Origin of the sequence: Mesoterricola sediminis, from assembly GCF_030295425.1 — a bacterium.
Taxonomy (GTDB): Bacteria; Acidobacteriota; Holophagae; order Holophagales; family Holophagaceae; genus Mesoterricola; species Mesoterricola sediminis.
Genome location: NZ_AP027081.1, coordinates 3967910 through 3983272, shown reverse-complemented (window position 1 = coordinate 3983272; position 15363 = coordinate 3967910). Strand labels below are relative to the sequence as shown.

General features: G+C 75.1%; 13 protein-coding genes. 6 read left to right on the top strand and 7 right to left on the bottom strand.

Features of this window, described 5'->3' with window-relative positions:
• Positions 1–5: 5 nt before the first annotated feature.
• The 6 genes from R2J75_RS17285 to R2J75_RS17260 all read right to left on the bottom strand — a co-directional run bounded on the left by R2J75_RS17285 (position 6) and on the right by R2J75_RS17260 (position 6929).
• On the bottom strand, positions 6–593 hold the full coding sequence (locus R2J75_RS17285) for a TetR/AcrR family transcriptional regulator (protein ID WP_243345805.1): 588 nt from the start codon (positions 591–593) through the stop codon (positions 6–8).
• A gap of 91 nt (positions 594–684) precedes the next feature.
• The gene (locus R2J75_RS17280) at positions 685–3741 is read right to left on the bottom strand and encodes an efflux RND transporter permease subunit (RefSeq protein ID WP_243329111.1); all 3057 of its coding nucleotides are present in this window, start codon (positions 3739–3741) and stop codon (positions 685–687) included.
• On the bottom strand, positions 3731–4849 hold the full coding sequence (locus R2J75_RS17275; RefSeq protein WP_243329112.1) for an efflux RND transporter periplasmic adaptor subunit: 1119 nt from the start codon (positions 4847–4849) through the stop codon (positions 3731–3733). Before R2J75_RS17275 ends, R2J75_RS17280 begins: the two co-directional genes overlap by 11 nt.
• Entirely contained in the window at positions 4846–6027 is a 1182-nt protein-coding gene (locus tag R2J75_RS17270; RefSeq protein WP_243345800.1) for a TolC family protein, read from the bottom strand. The genes R2J75_RS17275 and R2J75_RS17270 overlap by 4 nt, the downstream gene beginning before the upstream one ends.
• A gap of 66 nt (positions 6028–6093) precedes the next feature.
• Positions 6094–6408: a hypothetical protein gene (locus tag R2J75_RS17265; protein ID WP_243329114.1), complete on the bottom strand. Its 315-nt coding sequence runs from the start codon at positions 6406–6408 to the stop codon at positions 6094–6096.
• 50 nt (positions 6409–6458) lie between these two features.
• A complete protein-coding gene (locus R2J75_RS17260; protein WP_316410692.1) occupies positions 6459–6929 on the bottom strand; it encodes a Cd(II)/Pb(II)-responsive transcriptional regulator in 471 nt (156 codons plus the stop codon).
• Positions 6930–7004: 75 nt separating this feature from the next.
• Here R2J75_RS17260 and R2J75_RS17255 point away from each other — a divergent pair, with 75 nt between their 5' ends.
• From R2J75_RS17255 to R2J75_RS17235, 5 genes are all read left to right on the top strand, one after another.
• The gene (locus R2J75_RS17255; RefSeq protein WP_279341759.1) at positions 7005–9227 is read left to right on the top strand and encodes a heavy metal translocating P-type ATPase; all 2223 of its coding nucleotides are present in this window, start codon (positions 7005–7007) and stop codon (positions 9225–9227) included.
• Positions 9228–9343: 116 nt separating this feature from the next.
• Positions 9344–10069 carry an energy transducer TonB gene (locus tag R2J75_RS17250; RefSeq protein ID WP_316410691.1) on the top strand — a complete coding sequence of 242 codons (726 nt, stop codon included), beginning with the start codon at positions 9344–9346 and terminating at the stop codon, positions 10067–10069.
• Between the two features lie 50 nt (positions 10070–10119).
• Positions 10120–10395: a hypothetical protein gene (locus R2J75_RS17245; RefSeq protein WP_243329116.1), complete on the top strand. Its 276-nt coding sequence runs from the start codon at positions 10120–10122 to the stop codon at positions 10393–10395.
• Positions 10392–11834, top strand: a complete 1443-nt coding sequence (locus R2J75_RS17240) for a PepSY-associated TM helix domain-containing protein (protein ID WP_316410690.1) — start codon at positions 10392–10394, stop codon at positions 11832–11834. Before R2J75_RS17245 ends, R2J75_RS17240 begins: the two co-directional genes overlap by 4 nt.
• Positions 11835–11865: 31 nt before the next feature.
• Positions 11866–14025 (top strand): TonB-dependent siderophore receptor, encoded by a 2160-nt coding sequence (locus R2J75_RS17235; RefSeq protein WP_243345795.1) that lies wholly within the window; start codon positions 11866–11868, stop codon positions 14023–14025.
• A gap of 24 nt (positions 14026–14049) precedes the next feature.
• Here R2J75_RS17235 and R2J75_RS17230 read toward each other — a convergent pair whose 3' ends face one another.
• On the bottom strand, positions 14050–14949 hold the full coding sequence (locus R2J75_RS17230) for a LysR family transcriptional regulator (protein ID WP_243329119.1): 900 nt from the start codon (positions 14947–14949) through the stop codon (positions 14050–14052).
• Positions 14950–15059: 110 nt separating this feature from the next.
• On the opposite strand from R2J75_RS17230, the gene R2J75_RS17225 reads away from it, so the two are divergent.
• Complete coding sequence (locus R2J75_RS17225) at positions 15060–15359, top strand: hypothetical protein (RefSeq protein ID WP_243329120.1); 300 nt, start codon at positions 15060–15062, stop codon at positions 15357–15359.
• Positions 15360–15363: the final 4 nt, after the last annotated feature.

The window sequence follows — 15363 nt, the reverse complement described above, 5'->3', positions numbered from 1 at the left end:
AACTCCTAGGAGAGGGTGAGGAAGGCCTGGACGGCCTGGCGCGCCCAGGCCTTCCGGGCCGCGGCGTCCAGGGGCGGGAGCCCGAAGAGGGCCCGCTGGGCGTGGAGGCCCTGGGCGAGGCCGAGGAAGAGTTCGGCGGAGCGCTCCGGCCGGGGGCAGCGGAGGGCCCCCGCCCGGTGCTGGCGGCGCAGCCAGGCCGCCAGCTCCCGGTGGGCGAGGCCCGCGCCCTGCTCGAAGAAGGCGGCGGCCAGCTCGGGGGCGGCCTCGGCCCGGCCGAGCACGCAGCGCTGCAGGCGGGCGTACCAGGGGGAGCCCGCCACCTGGAGGACCTTGTCGGCCACCTGCTCCAAGGTTTCCCGGACCGGCAGTCCGGCTTCGAGGGGCAGGGCGAGGGGGCCGGACCCGGCCCGGTCCAGCACCGCCGCGAAGAGGGCGTCCTTGCCGGCGAAGTGGGCGTAGAGGGTGGCCTTGGAGCCGCCCACGGCCTGCTGGATCGCGTCCATGCTCGTGCCTTCGTACCCGTGCGCCAGGAAGAGGCGCTGGGCGGCCTCGAGGATGCGTTCGCGGGTGTCGCGGGTGCGCGGGGCGGTCATGGGGTCCTCCAGTGTACTGAACGGTACAGTACGATCCTTGCCGGCGCAAGCGGGTTCCGCGGCGAACCGCGGAACCCGGGGTGGAGGACGCCTACCTGCCGTCGCGGGGCCGGCCCACCCACGCGTAGAAGCTGGGCAGGGCCAGGAGGGTGAAGAGGGTGCTGGTCACGAGGCCGCCCACCATGGCGATGGCCAGGGGCCGCTCCAGTTCGGAGCCGCCGAAGCCGAGCAGCATGGGGGCGAGGCCCAGGATGGCCGCGCCGGCGGTCATGAGCTTGGGCCGGACCCGGCCGAGGCTGGCCTCCCGCAGGGCCTCCTCGAAGGGGGTGCCGGCGTCCATGAGGGCCTTGGCCTGGGTGATGAGGACCAGGCTGTTCTGCACGGCCACCCCGAAGAGCCCGATCATGCCCACGATGGAGCTGATGTTCCAGGTCTCGCCCGCGAGCCAGAGGGCGAAGAGGGCCCCCGCGAAGGCGTCGGGCAGGGTAGCGACGACGACGAGCACCTCGCGCCAGCGTTTGAGGGCCAGGAAGAGGAGGCCCACGACGAGGGCCAGGGCCCCGGCGACGGCCAGGCCGAGGCGGCGCTGGGTCTCCCGGGCCTCCTCGATCTTGCCGCCCAGCTTCACGAAGGTGCCCTCGGGCAGTTGGACGCCGGCGAGGGCCTGCTCGATGCGGCGGGCGGTCCCCCCCAGGTCGCCCCCGGTGCGGACGTTGAGGCCCAGGCGCCGCTGGGCGGACTCGCGCCGCACCAGGGTCGGGGTGGAGGCCTCCTCGAAGCGCAGGACCTGGCCCAGGGAGAGGGCCCGGCCGTCGTCGAGGACGAGGGGGGTGTCCTTGAGGGTCTCGGGGCTGGCATGGCCGTCGTTGGGGAACCGGACGGTCCGCTCGATGCGCTGGGGGCCGTCGAAGCGGGCCTCGGCTTCCAGGCCCTGGAGGGCGGCCTGGAGGGTCCGGGCCACCAGGGGCCGGGGCACGTCCAGGCGGCGCAGGGCCTCCTCGTCGAGGACGGCCCGCCACCGGGGCATGGGGTCGGGGGTGTCGGGGGTGACGCTCCGGACGCCCTCCACCCGGAGCAGGCGCTCCCGGAGGGCCGGGAGTTCGCGGCGCAGGGCGTCCAGGTCCCGGTTGAAGAGCTTCACCTGGATGTCCGCGGGGGTGCCGCCGATGCCCTCGGCGATGCGCTCCTGCATGGGGGTGTTGACTTCCACGGGGAAGGGCATGGCCTCGGCCGCCTCCAGCACCTCGCGGCCCACGGCCTTCTCGTCGGCGTCGGCGCGCAGGATCACCATCACCTCGCTGTCGGTGATGGGGCAGGGGTCCTCGGTGACCTCGGCCCTGCCGCTCCGGCGGTAGACGGCCCCGACGCCGGGGATGTCGCGGAGCCGTTCGTCCAGGAGCAGGTTGGCCTTGTCCACCGCCTCCAGGCTGGATTCCGAGGGGACCTTGGAGAGCAGCATGAAGGCGCGCTCGTCCAGGGCGGGCAGGAAGTCCGTTCCCAGCCGGAAGGCCAGCCACAGGCTCGGGACCGTCAGGCCCAGGGCCAGGATCCGCACGAGGACGCCGTGCCCGAGGGCCCAGTCCAGGGCGGGCCGGTACACGCGCTTGATGGCCGCCACGAGCCGGGGTTCCCGCAGGGTGGCGCCGGGGGGCAGGAAGCGCTCCACCAGGGCCGGGACCAGGGTGAAGGTCAGCACCAGGCTGATCGTCATGGCGGAGGCCACGGCCGCGGCCAGGGGGGCGTAGAGCTTGCCCGCGATGCCGCCCATGGAGAGGAGGGGGATGAACACCGCCAGGATCACGAGGACGGCGGTGAGGATGGGGCCGGCCACTTCCGCCGCCGCGCGGGTGAGCACGTCGCGCCGGGTGCCGCCGTCCGCCCCGTGGAGGCGGTGGGCCAGGTTCTCCACCATGATGACGGCGGCGTCCACCAGCAGCCCCACGGCGATGGCGAGGCCGCCGAGGGTCATGGCGTTCAGCCCCAGCCCCGAGAGGCGGAGCGGGATGGCCGCCCCGAAGGTGGCCAGGGGCAGCACGGCGAGCACGAGGACGGCGCCCCGGAAACTGCCCAGGAGGGCGACGAGGACGCCCGCCACGAAGAGGCCGCCCACGGCCAGGGCCAGGGTCACCCCGTCGAGGGCGTGGGTCACGAGCCCGCCCTGGTCGTAGATGGTCTCCAGGCGCATGCCCTGGGGCAGGCCCCGCTGGAGCTCCTTCACGGCCTCCCGCACGCCTTCGGCCACCTCCAGGGTGGCGGCGGTGGGCTGCTTCACGATGCGCAGGCTGACGTCCTCGTGGCCGTCGTGCCGGGCCAGGCCGCGCCGGAAGGCGGGTGCCTCCCGGACCTCGGCGATCTCCCCGAGGGTGACGGTGCGGCGCGCGGCCTGCACGGGGAGCCTGCGCACCTCCTCGGGGCCTGCGGCGAGGCTGCCCACGGACATGTACCACCCCTTGTCCTGGATCTCCAGGATGCCGGCGGCCAGGTCCTGGCCGCTCTGCTCCAGGGCGGCCATGACCTTGTCGAGGGTGACGCCCAGGCTGCGGACCCGCTCGGGGATGAGCTGGATCTGGAGGGACCGCTCCTGGCCCCCGAGCTTCTCCACCCGCGCCACGCCGGGGACCGCCTGGAGGCGGGGCACCAGGACCTGGTCGGTGTGGTCGCGCAGGCGCATGGGGTCGACGCGCTCGCCCTCGAGGACGATCTCCATCAGCTCCTGGAGGCGTCCCGAGGCGCTGGTCATGAGGGGGGGGCGGGTGCCGGCGGGGAAGGACCCGACGACGCCCGAGAGGCGCTCGGCGACGAGCTGCCGGGCCCGCCACGGGTCCGTGCCGCCCTCGAAGGTCACGACGGTCTGCACGAGCTCCGGCAGGACGACGGAGTTGACCCGCCGCACCCCGGGCATGCCGCCCAGGGCCTGCTCCGCGGGCTGGGCGACGGAGAGCTCCAGCTCCGGCGTGGCGCGCCCGGGGCTCTGGATGAGGACGCTGAGGACGGGCAGGCTCATGTCGGGGAACAGGTCGCGCCCCAGGCCCGTGAAGGTGAGGATGCCCGCCGCGCCCCAGGCGAGGCTCAGGGCGAAGACCCAGCCCTTGCGGGGCAGGAGGGCCTGGAACCAGCGGCGCAGGAGGGAGGAGGGCTCAGTGGCCATGGCCGCCCTCCCCCTCCGGTTCCGCCTGCTTCTGGTGCCGGGCCTTGAGGAGGTAGGCCCCCTCGGCCACGACGGTCTCGCCGGGCTTCAGGCCGTCGAGGATCAGGACCTCGGCCTGGATGTCGGCGCCGCGGGTCACGGGGCGGAACGCGGCCTGCCCTCCCGACACCACGAAGACCCCCCAGCGCCCCTCCATCTGCTGGAGGGCGGACTGGGGCAGGTAGATTCCCTTGTCCAGGGGGACCTTCACCTCCACGGGGGTGCCCGGGATGGGCAGGGGCCCACCGAGGAAGCGGAGGCGGTAGGCCAGCCGGCGCGTGTCGGCGGTGAGGGCCGTGGGGGTCCCCTCCAGGCGCGCCCTCCAGGTCCTTCCGCCGGCCTGGCGGACCTCGGTCTCGGCCCCCGGGGCCCAGTCCACGGGACCGGGCTGGGGCACCTCCACCTTCACGATGGAGGCCCGGGCGGCCTGGAAAGCGCCCAGCTCTTGGCCCGCCTCCACGCCCTGGCCCCGCTGCACTTTCCAGGCCACGAGGCTGCCGGCGGACGGGGCGCGGAGGGGGAAGCTGGCGCCCGCTTCGCTGGGCGGGAGGCCGACGGCCTCCAGGCTCAGGCGGGCGGCTTCCTCCCCGGCCTCGGCCGTCTCGGCCTCGGCGCGCACGGTCTCCAGGTCCCGGCGGGCGCCCGCCCCGGCCTGGAAGAGGCGTTCCTCCCGCGCCAGGTCGGCCCGGGCGCGGGTCAGCCGGGACTTCGCCGCGATCCACTCGGCCTTGAGGCGGGCCAGTTCGGGGCTCTGGACGACGGCCAGCACCTCCCCGGCCCGCCGGGCCTGGCCGGGGATGGCCACGAGGCGGCTGACGATGCCCTTGACGGGGCAGCTGAGGACGGCCTGGGCGGCCTCGTCCCCCTGGGCCTCGCCGGGCATCCAGCGCGCGCCGGTGCGGGCCTCGGCCACCTCGAGGAGGCGGATGCCCCGCATGGCCTCCACGGGGATGGCGGCCTCCTCGTGGGCGTGCTCCGCCTCCGCCGCCTTCGGCGCGGGCTTGCGGCCGCAGGCCGTCCCCGCGGCGAGGACGAGGGCGAGGGGCAGGATCTGGTGGACGCGGGTCATGGGGTCACCTCGGGGAGCAGGGCCTGGAGTTCGGCGGCCAGGGCATGCCGCGCGTGGACGCGCCGCAGCGAGGCCATCTGGGCCTCCAGCAGCTGGCGCCGGATGGGGAGGGCGTCCGAAGGCCGTTCCCGGCCCTCCTGCAGCCGGAGGCCGACGGCCTCCAGGGCGCGGGCGAAGTCGGGGACCGGCGCGTCGGGACCGAAGCCCCGGAGGCGGGCCGCGGCGGCCTCGGCGCGGGCGTCGAACTCGGCCAGGGCCTGGCGCGAAGCGCCCTGGACGGCCCGGAGCTGGGCCTCGGTGCCGCGGCGGACGGCCTCGGCCTGTCCCGGGCGGGGGAGGCGCAGGGCCACGCCCAGGCGGGCCACCCGGTCCTCGCCCTCGGCGGCGTAGCTGCCGCGCAGGCTCCACCGCGCCAGGGCCTGGGCCTCCTTCAGGCGGAGGCCGCGGGCCTCCAGGTCCGCCTCGGCGAGGAGGGCCTGGCGGACGGGGCTGGCCTGGAGCCGGGCTTCCAGGCCGGCCCCGGACAGGGCGGGAAGGGGGCCCGGGTCGGCCAGGGGCCGGGGTTGGGCGGGCAGATCGGCGAGGGCCGTCAGGGCGCCCCAGGCCCGGGCCTCCTGGAGGCGGGCCTCGTCCAGCTCCTGCTGGACCTTGAGGCGCTCGCCCTCGACGAGGGCCACCTGGAAGGCGGGATCGGCCCCGGCCTCCAGCCGGGCCTGGGCCGCGGACCGCCAGCGGTCCACGGTCTGGAGGTCCGCTTCCCGCAGGGCCCGCAGGCGCGCGCTGAGCCACGCGTCCAGGTAGGCGGTCTGGAGCCGGAGGCGGGCCTCGCGCCGGGCGGCTTCCGTGAGGAGGGGATGGGCGGCGCCCAGGCTGGCTTCCAGGGCCGCGCGCGCGCCGGGGGCGAGGAGGAGGGGCAGGTCCAGTTCCACGGCGCGGTCGGTGCTGCCGGGGGTGCCGGTGGCCCGGCGGGGGCCCGCCAGGAGGGAGAGGGTGGGGGCGTCCCGGAGGAGGCCCCGGGATTCGGCGGTCTGGAGGCCGCGCTCGGCGAGAAGGGCCTGGACGCGCCACTGCTCGGGCGCAGGGCGGGCCAGGGCCAGGATGGCCTCGAAGGCCAGGGGAGCCTCGGCCGCCTGCGCGAAGAGCAGGCAGGGCAGGGCCCCCAGAAGGGGGATTCGCATGGAGAACCTCGATGGGCGGGGAAACGGGGCTCCCGGGCCGGGAGCCGTCAGGGGCGTCGGCGGGGCTCAGGCCCGGGGCGGCGCTTTCTCCGGTTCGAGGTCCAGGCTCCGCACGGCGGCGGGGGCCGCCTCCGTGAACGGGGCCTCGGGCTGGGGGTCGCGGGGCGGCGGCGCCGGCGCCGCCGGGATCACGGCGGGGGCGCAGTCGTCGACGCAGAGGAGGTGGGGGGCGGACGCCTGGTGGCCCCCGTCATGGCAGTGGTCCCGCCCGGCGGCCGCCAGGAAGGTGCCCAGGACCACCAGCAGGAGCACGCACAGCCACCGCCTCGCCGGCGAGGCCGGGCGGTCGGGAGCGGAGGTCTGGGACAGGGGGGCGGACATGGGACGGCGCGAAAGGCCAGTGTAAGGGGTCGGGCGTCCGCCCTGGAGGGCTATTTGAAAGAATCAACCCCCCCTGGGGTCCAGACCCCCTCCGACCGCTGGGGGTGGCAGGAGCAGGCCTCTCCCTCGGCTGCTTGCTCCAGGTTGCGCAGGATGCCGCACTCGCCGGTCTTCCGGTGCTGGTCGCAGGTGTCCCGCAGGGCGTGGAGCTGCCCCTCCAGGGTCCGCAGGGTCTCCACCTGCTGGTGGATACGCCCGATCTGGCGGTCGATCATGGCGTTGATGTCGTCGCAGGCCAGTTCCGGGTGGGCCTGGAAGGCGCGGAGGGTCCGGATGTCCGGCAGGCCCATGCCCAGGGAGCGGCAGTGGCGGACGAAGTGGAGCTGCACCAGGTGGCGCTCCCCGTAGCGGCGGTAGCCGTTGGGCTCCCGGGCGGGGGTGTCCAGCAGGCCTTCCCGCTCGTAGAACCGGACGGTCTCCACGTCGCAGCCGCTCCGCTGGGCCAGCTCGCCGATCCTCACACCGCACCTCCGGGGTTGACCCTGTAGCTGCTACAGGGTGCCGAATGGTGGCATCTCCGGGAGCGCCGCGCAACCATGACCCGATCCCCGTCCTCTCCCACCGGTCACGCCTGCTGTGGCGGCGCCTGCGGCGGTTCCGCCCCCGCGCCGGAGCGGGCCCCGGCCCCCCCGGGGGACCACGCCCGCCTGCGGTTCCGCATCGACGCCATGGACTGCCCCACCGAGGAGGGCCTGATCCGCAAGCGCCTGGGCCGGATCCCGGGCATCGTCCACCTGGACTTCAACCTGCTGGACCGGGAATTGACGGTGCACCACCGCCTGGAGGCCCCGGGGGAGGTGGCCGAGGCCCTGGTCCAGGTGGGCATGGCCCCGGTGCTCCTGGAGGCCCGGGGCCGGTCCGCGCCGCCGCCGGTCCTGCCGCGGGGGCAGCGGTGGCGCCTGGCATGGGGGGGCGCCGCGGCCCTCGCCGCCGAACTCGTGGCCTGGAAGACCGGCCACGAGGCCTCCCCGGCCGTGGCCGTGCTGGCCGCCGCGTCCCTGGCGGCCTCCGGGCTCCCGACCCTCCGCAAGGGCTGGATCGCCCTGCGCAACCGCGCGATCAACATCCACTTCCTCATGTCCCTGGCCACCGCCGGCGCCCTCGCCATCGGCAAATGGCCCGAGGCCGCCATGGTGATCTTCCTCTTCGGGCTCGCGGAGGCCATCGAGGGCCTCTCCCTGGCCCGGGCCCGGGACGCCATCCGCGCCCTCACCGCCCTGGCCCCGGAGACCGCCGAAGTGCCGGACGGGGACGGCTGGCGGGAGGCGCCCCTCGCCGAAGTGCCCCTGGGCGCCCGCATCCGCGTGCGTACCGGCGCCCGGGTGCCCCTGGACGCCCGGGTCCTCTCGGGCCAGGCGGCCCTCGACCAGGCCCCCATCACGGGCGAGAGCCTCCCGGTGGACAAGGGCCCCGGCGATCCCCTCTACGCCGGCAGCATCGTCACCGACGGCGTGCTGGAGGCCGAGGTCACGGCCGCCGCCGGCGCCGGGACCCTCGACCGCATCGCCGCCGCCATCCAGGAGGCCCAGGCCCAGCGGGCGCCCATGCAGCGCTTCGTGGACCGGTTCGCCCATGTGTACACGCCCGCCGTGGTGGTCCTCGCCGGGGCCGTGGCCCTCCTGGGGCCCCTGCTGGCCGGAGGCGGCTGGGCGGGCTGGCTCTACCAGGCCATCGTGCTGCTGGTGATCGCCTGCCCCTGCGCCCTCGTGGTCTCCACCCCCGTGACCGTGGTGAGCGGCCTGGCGGCGGCCGCCCGCCACGGCGTCCTCGTGAAGGGCGGCGCCTTCCTGGAGAACGGCCGGCGCTTGAAGGTGGTGGCCCTGGACAAGACCGGGACCCTCACCCAGGGCCGGCCCGCCCTCGTGGACGCCCAGGCCCTGGACGGGGGATCCGTGGCCGACCTCCTGCGCATCGCCGCGAGCCTGGACGAGCCCAGCACCCATCCCGTGGCCCGGGCCCTCGTCCAGGGCTGGCGCGACCGCCAGCCGGGAGCGTCGCTGGCGGCCGTGGCCGACTTCAGCGTCCTGCCGGGGCGGGGGGTCCGGGGCCGCATCGACGGCGAAACCTGGCACCTGGGGAACCATCGCCTGGTCGAGGAACTGGGCGCCTGCGACCCGGCCCTGGAGGCGCGCCTGGCCCAGGTGGAGGAGGCGGGCCGCACGGCCATCCTCCTCTGCTCCAGCCGCGGCCCGGAGGCCCTGTTCGCCCTGGCGGACACCCTCCGGCCCGAGAGCCGCCCGGCCGTGGACGCCCTGCGGGGCCTGGGGGTGACGCCCGTCCTGCTCACGGGGGACAACCCGGCCACGGCCCGGGCCGTGGCCCGGCAGCTGGGCATTTCGGACGCCCGCGGCAACCTGATGCCCGAGGACAAGCAGGCCGCCATCGCCGACCTCCAGGCCCAGGGCCTGACCGGCATGGTGGGGGACGGCGTGAACGACGCCCCGGCCCTGGCCCGGGCCGACCTCGGCTTCGCCATGGGGGCGGCGGGCACCGCCACGGCCCTGGAGACGGCCGACGTGGCCATCATGGACGACGATCCGCGCAAGATCGCGGACTTCATCGGGCTGAGCCACCGCACGGCCCTCGTCCTCCGCCAGAACCTCGTCCTGGCCCTGGGCATCAAGGCGGCCTTCCTGCTGCTGGCCTTCGCGGGCCGGGCCACCCTGTGGATGGCGGTGTTCGCCGACATGGGCGCCAGCCTCCTGGTGGTGGCCAACGGCCTGCGCCTGATGGGGCGGTTCCGGGGGCGGCGCGGCTGAGCGGGTCCCCGCCCGGTGTGACGGACAGCACAGGTCCCGCGTTCAGGGTTGACGCAGGGGAGGGCTTATGTAGACTGAGACTCAGTCTCAAATAAGCCGAGGCCCTGGACCCCACCATGACGCACCCCCGACCCGACCCCATCCTCCCCGTCCCGGATTTCCAGATCCAGGACCCGCATCCCGTCGCCCGGCGCCTCTGGGCCTCCCTGGGCTCCCTGGCCTCCGGCCTCGTCCTGGCCGGCGCGGCCGTGCTGGCCTCCCGCATGGACGCTGGTCCGGCCCCAGTGCGGGTCGCGCGCCGGGAGATCATCCTGGATCTGACCCTGCCCCAGGCCCCCGTCCCCGCGCCGGCGGCGGCGCCCCGGCCGGCGGCGGGCCCCGCCACCGGGGCGCCCGCCCCCCGCCCGGAGCCGGTGCCGGAGCAGCCCCCCGCGGCCCTGCCCGCCGTGGCCCAGGCGGTCCCCGCGCCGCCCGCCCCCCGTCCCGAGGCGGGACCGGCCCATCCTGGCGCGGCCGGCGGCGGAGCCGCCGCCACCGGGGCCCCCGGAGGCCTGGCGGTGATCCAGCCCCGCTTCGACGCGGCCTACCTGAACAACCCCGCCCCCGCCTATCCGGCCCGGGCCCGCCGCGCCCGGGAGGAGGGGCGGGTGCTGCTCCGGGTCCTGGTCTCGGCGGAGGGCGCGCCCCTCCAGGTGGAGGTCCGCGCCAGCAGCGGATCCACCGCCCTGGACCAGGCCGCCGCCGCCACGGTCCGCGCCTGGCGCTTCACCCCGGCCCGGCTGGGGGAGGCCCCCGTCCAGGCCTGGGTCCTGGTCCCCATCGAGTTCTCCCTCAGCGCCTGAACCATTCCCCCCACCCGCCGACGGCCCCGTCCAGGGGCCCTGGATGACCCATGCCCGAACGCACCCCACCCGCTCCCCGCCGCGCCCCCGGGCGCGTCCACCTCGCCCTGATGCCGCTGGCGGCCCTCACCCTGGCCGTGCTCGCGGTGGGGGTGCTCCTCAAGGCCACGGGCTGGACCCGCCTCGTGCTGGGCTTCACCCTCGTGGTCCCCCTCTGGATCGGGGCCGTGTGGGTGGGCTTGTGGATGCGCGATCCCCGCCGGATGTGGGCGGTCCTGGGCCTGCTCCACGGCGTCGCCGCCCTGGCCCTCTGGGGGCTGGCATGAGCGACCCCCTCCGCCAGCGGGCCGCCCGCGCCCTCCACACCTGGGCGGGCCTGGCCTGCGCCCTGGTGCTCTTCGTCGTCTTCTGCGCCGGCGCCCTGACGGTCTTCGGGAAGGAGCTGGACCGCTGGGGCGCGGGCGAGACCCGGCCCGCGGCCCAGGCCGATCCGGCCGCCCTCGAGGCCGCGGCGGCGGAGATCCAGCGCCGGCACCCGGAGCTCAAGGGCGCCTTCTCCCTCGCGGTGCCCGGGGAGCTGGGTCCCGACCCGGTGGCCTACTGGCAGGATCCGGCCACCGGTGACTGGGTCTTCGGGTCCGCCGGTGACCTGGCCTCGGGCCGCCCCGCCGCGGCGCGGGGAGGCCTCGGCACCTTCTTCAACGAACTGCACCACGAATTCGGCCTCGGCCGCGCAGGGGCCCTCCTCCTGGGCGGGGTCTGCCTCCTCTACGCCCTGGCCCTCCTCACCGGCGCCATCCTGCACCTGCCCAGGGGCCGCCGGGCGCTCTCCGTGGCCTGGAAGGCCCCGGCCCGCCGCACCTGGGGCGACACCCACGGGGCCCTGGGCCTCGCGGCCCTGCCCCTGCACGGGATCTTCGCGGTCACGGGGGCCCTCTTCAGCCTCTTTCTCGTGCTCGTCGCCACCTACGACGCGACGGTGTACCGGGGCCAGCTGGCGCCGAGGCTGGACGCGATCCTGGGCACGGCGGCCCCGGCGGCGTCGGGCCGGCCCGGTTCGCCCCTGCCCCTGGCGCGGCTCCTGGAGGCGGCGTCGGCCGCGGCCCCGGGCTTCGAGCCCCGCTTCCTCCGGTTCGTCCACGCCGGGGACGCGGCGGCGACCCTCCAGATCCTGGGCCACCGCCCCGGCGGCGTCGCGCCCTTCGGCCAGCTGGCCGTGGCAATGGACACCGGGACCGTCACCGATGTGCAGGTGCCGGGGCGCCGCGACGGCAACCACGCCCTCCTGTCCACCCTCTACGGCCTCCACTTCGGCGACTTCGGCGGCCGGACCGTGCAGGCCGCCTGGTTCACCTTCGGGGTGGCCGGCGCCCTGGCCTTCCTCGCCGGAATGGGCGTGGCCGTGGAGGCCCGCTGGAAGCGCCGGCCCCGCCAGGCCCAGCTCATGGCCCGCCTCACGGTGGGGGTGTGCGGGGGGGCCCTGGCCGGACTCGCCGCCTGCTTCCCCGCGGCCCGCCTGGGGGCCGCCAGCCTGGGCTGGGTCTTCTGGCCCTGCCTCCTGGGCGGGGTCCTCTGGGCGGGGCTCGGCCCCCTCCGCCGGAGCCTGCGGGGCCTCGCCTGGGCGACGGCCGCCGGCGCCCTGGCCATTCCCCTCCTCAGCCTGTCCACCCATCCCGTCCTCGCCGTCCTGGGCGCCGCCGCCGGCGCGCTGTTCCTGGTCCTCGGCGCCCGTCTCCCCCGCCATGCCCGGAACGCCTGGGCCTGATGCTTCCACCCCCGGCCGCGAGGCCGGTTCCATGAGGTTCGCCATGCTGCGCTACCGCTTCGCCACCCCTCCCCGCTCCACCCTGCTGACCGGCCTCCTCTTCTCGGGCCTGGCCCACGCCGAGCCCCCCGCGCCGGAGACCACGCTGCCCGCGGTGAAGGTCACCGCCAAGGCCGCCAAGGACGCCAAGGAGGCCAAGGAGAAGGAGGCTCCCTCGGAGGACACCGGGGCCTACGTGGTCGCCCGGAGCGCGTCCGGGACCGGCCTCGACCTCCCCCTGCGGGAGACCCCCCAGCCGGTGACCGTGCTCACCCACGCCCAGCTGGAGGACTTCCGCCTGTCCTCGGCCATCGACGCCCTGGACGCCGTGACCGGGGTCCAGGTGGAGCGGGTGGAGACGGACCGAACCTACTTCACGGCCCGGGGCTTCGACATCACCAACTTCCAGTTCGACGGCGTGGGCGCGGGCTTCGCCAACGGCAACCTCCTGGGCGACTTGGACCTGGCGCCCTTCGACCGCATCGAGGTGGTGCGCGGCGCCAACGGCCTCGTCTCCGCCACGGGCTATCCCTCCGCCACCGTGAATTTCATCCGGAAGCGCCCCACCCGCGAACTGCAGGCCTCGGCGACCCTTGGCGCCGGCTCCTGGGACCGGGGCCGCGCCGACGTGGACATCTCCGGCAGCCTGGGCTGGGACGGCGCGGTGCGCGGCCGCTTCGTGGGCGCGGGCGAGACCGGCCATTCGTACCTGGACCGGCTCGCCTCCCGGAAGCACCTCCTCTACGGCGTGGTGGAGGCGGATCTGGGCGCCGCGACCACGTTCACCGCGGGCTTCACCTTCCAGCGGAAGGACACGGACGGCGGCCTCTGGGGCGCCCTGCCGCTTCTCCACACCGACGGCACGCCCACGCACTACGCGCGTTCCACCAGCACCGCGGCGGACTGGGTCCGCTGGGACAACCGCGAGACCACCCTCTTCGCGGAGCTGGCCCACGACCTGGGCGGCGGCTGGTCCGTGAAGGGCACCTGGACCCGCCGGCGCCAGGAGAGCGACGACAAGCTCTTCTACGTCTACGGCACCCCGGACCCGGTCACCGGCCTGGGCCTCTACGCCTACCCCTCCCTCTACGCCGGCACCACCACCCAGGACCTGGCCGAAGGCAGCCTGCGCGGGACCTTCAGTCTCTTCGGGCGCACCCACCAGGTGGTCGTCGGGGCCCAGTACGCCCACGGCCTGCTCGAGGACCAGTCCCACTACGGGCGGGGCATCGGCACGCCCCTTCCCGACCTGGCGGTCTGGGACGGCCGGTACCCCGAACCCGTCTTCGACGCCTCCGTGGCGGGGAGCCGGGTCGTGGACGCCCGGGGGACCGGGTTCGCCGCCGCGCGCCTGAACCTGGCCGAAGGGGTGAACCTGCTCCTGGGCGCCGCCCACACCTCCCAGAGCACCGCCGGACTCGCGTACGGCGTGGACCGCATGCGCAAGGACTCCGCCACCACCCCCTACGCGGGCCTGACCTGGGACGTCGCGCCCGCCCACACCCTCTACGCCAGCTGCGCCGAGATCTTCAACCCGCAGTCGGAGATGGACCGCTCCCAGCGGCGGCTGGACCCGGTGAAGGGACGCAGCGTCGAGGCGGGCCTCAAGAGCGCCTGGCTCGGGCAGCGCCTCCAGACCAGCGTCTCCCTCTTCCGTGCCACCCAGCGCAACCTCGCCGAGTCGGACGGCTACGTGGGGATCCAGGCGGTCTACAAGGGCGTCGACACCACGGCCAAGGGCCTGGAGCTGGAGGCCAGCGGCGACCTGACCCGCGACCTCCAGGTGCACGCCGGCGCCACCTTCCTCTCCCTCGAGGACGGGGACGGCCGGGACGCCCGCACCTACGTGCCGCGCCGGCTCGCGCAGGCCGGGGCCACCTGGCGCCTGCCCTTCCTCCCCAAGGCCAAGACCGGCCTGGCGGTGACCTGGAAGAGCGACATGCGGCGCGAGGAGGGGCCCGGGATGACCATCCGCCAGCGCGCCTACGCCCTGGTCAACCTCATGGCCCGCTACGACTTCACTTCGGCCCTGAGCGCCTCGGTCAACGTCGAGAACGTCACCAACGAGAAGTACCTGACGAGCCTCTACTGGTCCCAGGCCTTCTACGGGGCCCCGACCAACGTCCGGGTTTCCGTGAGCTGGAAGTACTGACCTGGAGCGGAGGAGGCCGTCCCGCTAGAGGAAGATCTCGGCCTTCGCGGCCTCCAGCACGGCCAGGACGGCGGGGTGGACGAGGCGGCGCTCGGCGGAGACGGCGTAGATGCGGCCCTTGAGGCCGTCCATGGGGCCCAGGCCCACCAGGCCGTGGGCCCGGGCCACCTCGCCGGAGATGGCGGCGTGGGCCGCGAGGAAGCCGAGGCCCTCCTCCCCGAACGTCATCAGCAGGGCGCTGTCGTCGAACTCGCCCGAGATGACGGGGTGGAGGCCCCGGCGCTCGAACCAGGTGTCCAGGCCGCGCCGCAGGGCGTGGCCCTCGGAGGGCAGGAGGAAGGGCGCGCCGTTCAGGGCCTCGGGGAAGGGGCCCGGATGGCGCGCCACCAGGTCCGGCGAGCCGAAGAGCTCCACCCCGCACTCGCCCAGCAGATGGTTGAAGGCGCGGGGGCCGGTCACGGGCGTGCAGGGCACGTCGGAGAGCACGATGTCCACCTCGTGGGCCTGGAGGGCCTCCAGGAGGAGGGGCAGGGTGCCCTCGCGGCAGGTGAGGTGGAGGGGCTCGCCGAGGCGGAGGGCGGGGCGCAGGAGGCGCTGGACCATCAGCTTGGGCAGCACGTCGGAGACCCCCACCACCAGGCGGAGGGCCCGGCCCGTGGGCCGCCCCTTGAGGGCCTGGCGGAACTCCCGGCCCAGGGTGAAGATCTCGTCCGCGTACCGGAAGGCCACCTGGCCGGCTCCGGTGAGGCGGAGCCCCCGGCCGGCCTTCTCGAAGAGCCGTTCGCCCAGGCTCTCCTCCAGCGCGCGGATCTGGGTGCTGAGGGCGGGTTGGGACAGGTTCAGGGTCCGGGCCGCCGCGGTGACGGAGCCCTCCCGGGCCACGGTCCAGAAATAGAGGAGATGGTGGTAGTTGAGCCAGTCCACACCTGGATGATACATCCATAAAGTGAATGGTTTACATCCATAGATTCAATAAAACTTATTGATATCTGGCGTCATCCTAGAGGTGCGCAACCAAGCGCTCGGAGTCGACCATGAAGATCCTCCTGAAATCCTTTGATGGTTCGGCGCTGGGGCAGAAGGTGATCCAGAAGCTCCAGGCGTCCCTCTCCCACTGGGCCGACCGGCTCGGCCAGGTGGTGGTCCGCATCGTCGACCTCAACGGGCCCAAGGGCGGGGTGGACAAGGCCTGCTCGATCCTGGTGGAGGTGCCACGGCGGGAACCCCTGCGGGTCACCGCCATCGGCTCGGACTACGTGACCGCCACGAACCTCGCCATCCACCGCCTGGGGCGGGTGGCGTACCGCGCCTTCAACCGGCGCGCCTTCCAGTAGGCCC

What these genes read in the sequence shown, in the direction of transcription:
- R2J75_RS17285 (WP_243345805.1), bottom strand. Translation starts at nt 593, where the DNA reads ATGACCGCCCCGCGCACCCGCGACACCCGCGAACGCATCCTCGAGGCC.
- R2J75_RS17280 (WP_243329111.1), bottom strand. Translation starts at nt 3,741, where the DNA reads ATGGCCACTGAGCCCTCCTCCCTCCTGCGCCGCTGGTTCCAGGCCCTC.
- R2J75_RS17275 (WP_243329112.1), bottom strand. Translation starts at nt 4,849, where the DNA reads ATGACCCGCGTCCACCAGATCCTGCCCCTCGCCCTCGTCCTCGCCGCG.
- R2J75_RS17270 (WP_243345800.1), bottom strand. Translation starts at nt 6,027, where the DNA reads ATGCGAATCCCCCTTCTGGGGGCCCTGCCCTGCCTGCTCTTCGCGCAG.
- R2J75_RS17265 (WP_243329114.1), bottom strand. Translation starts at nt 6,408, where the DNA reads ATGTCCGCCCCCCTGTCCCAGACCTCCGCTCCCGACCGCCCGGCCTCG.
- R2J75_RS17255 (WP_279341759.1), top strand. Translation starts at nt 7,005, where the DNA reads ATGACCCGATCCCCGTCCTCTCCCACCGGTCACGCCTGCTGTGGCGGC.
- R2J75_RS17250 (WP_316410691.1), top strand. Translation starts at nt 9,344, where the DNA reads ATGACGCACCCCCGACCCGACCCCATCCTCCCCGTCCCGGATTTCCAG.
- R2J75_RS17245 (WP_243329116.1), top strand. Translation starts at nt 10,120, where the DNA reads ATGCCCGAACGCACCCCACCCGCTCCCCGCCGCGCCCCCGGGCGCGTC.
- R2J75_RS17240 (WP_316410690.1), top strand. Translation starts at nt 10,392, where the DNA reads ATGAGCGACCCCCTCCGCCAGCGGGCCGCCCGCGCCCTCCACACCTGG.
- R2J75_RS17235 (WP_243345795.1), top strand. Translation starts at nt 11,866, where the DNA reads ATGAGGTTCGCCATGCTGCGCTACCGCTTCGCCACCCCTCCCCGCTCC.
- R2J75_RS17225 (WP_243329120.1), top strand. Translation starts at nt 15,060, where the DNA reads ATGAAGATCCTCCTGAAATCCTTTGATGGTTCGGCGCTGGGGCAGAAG.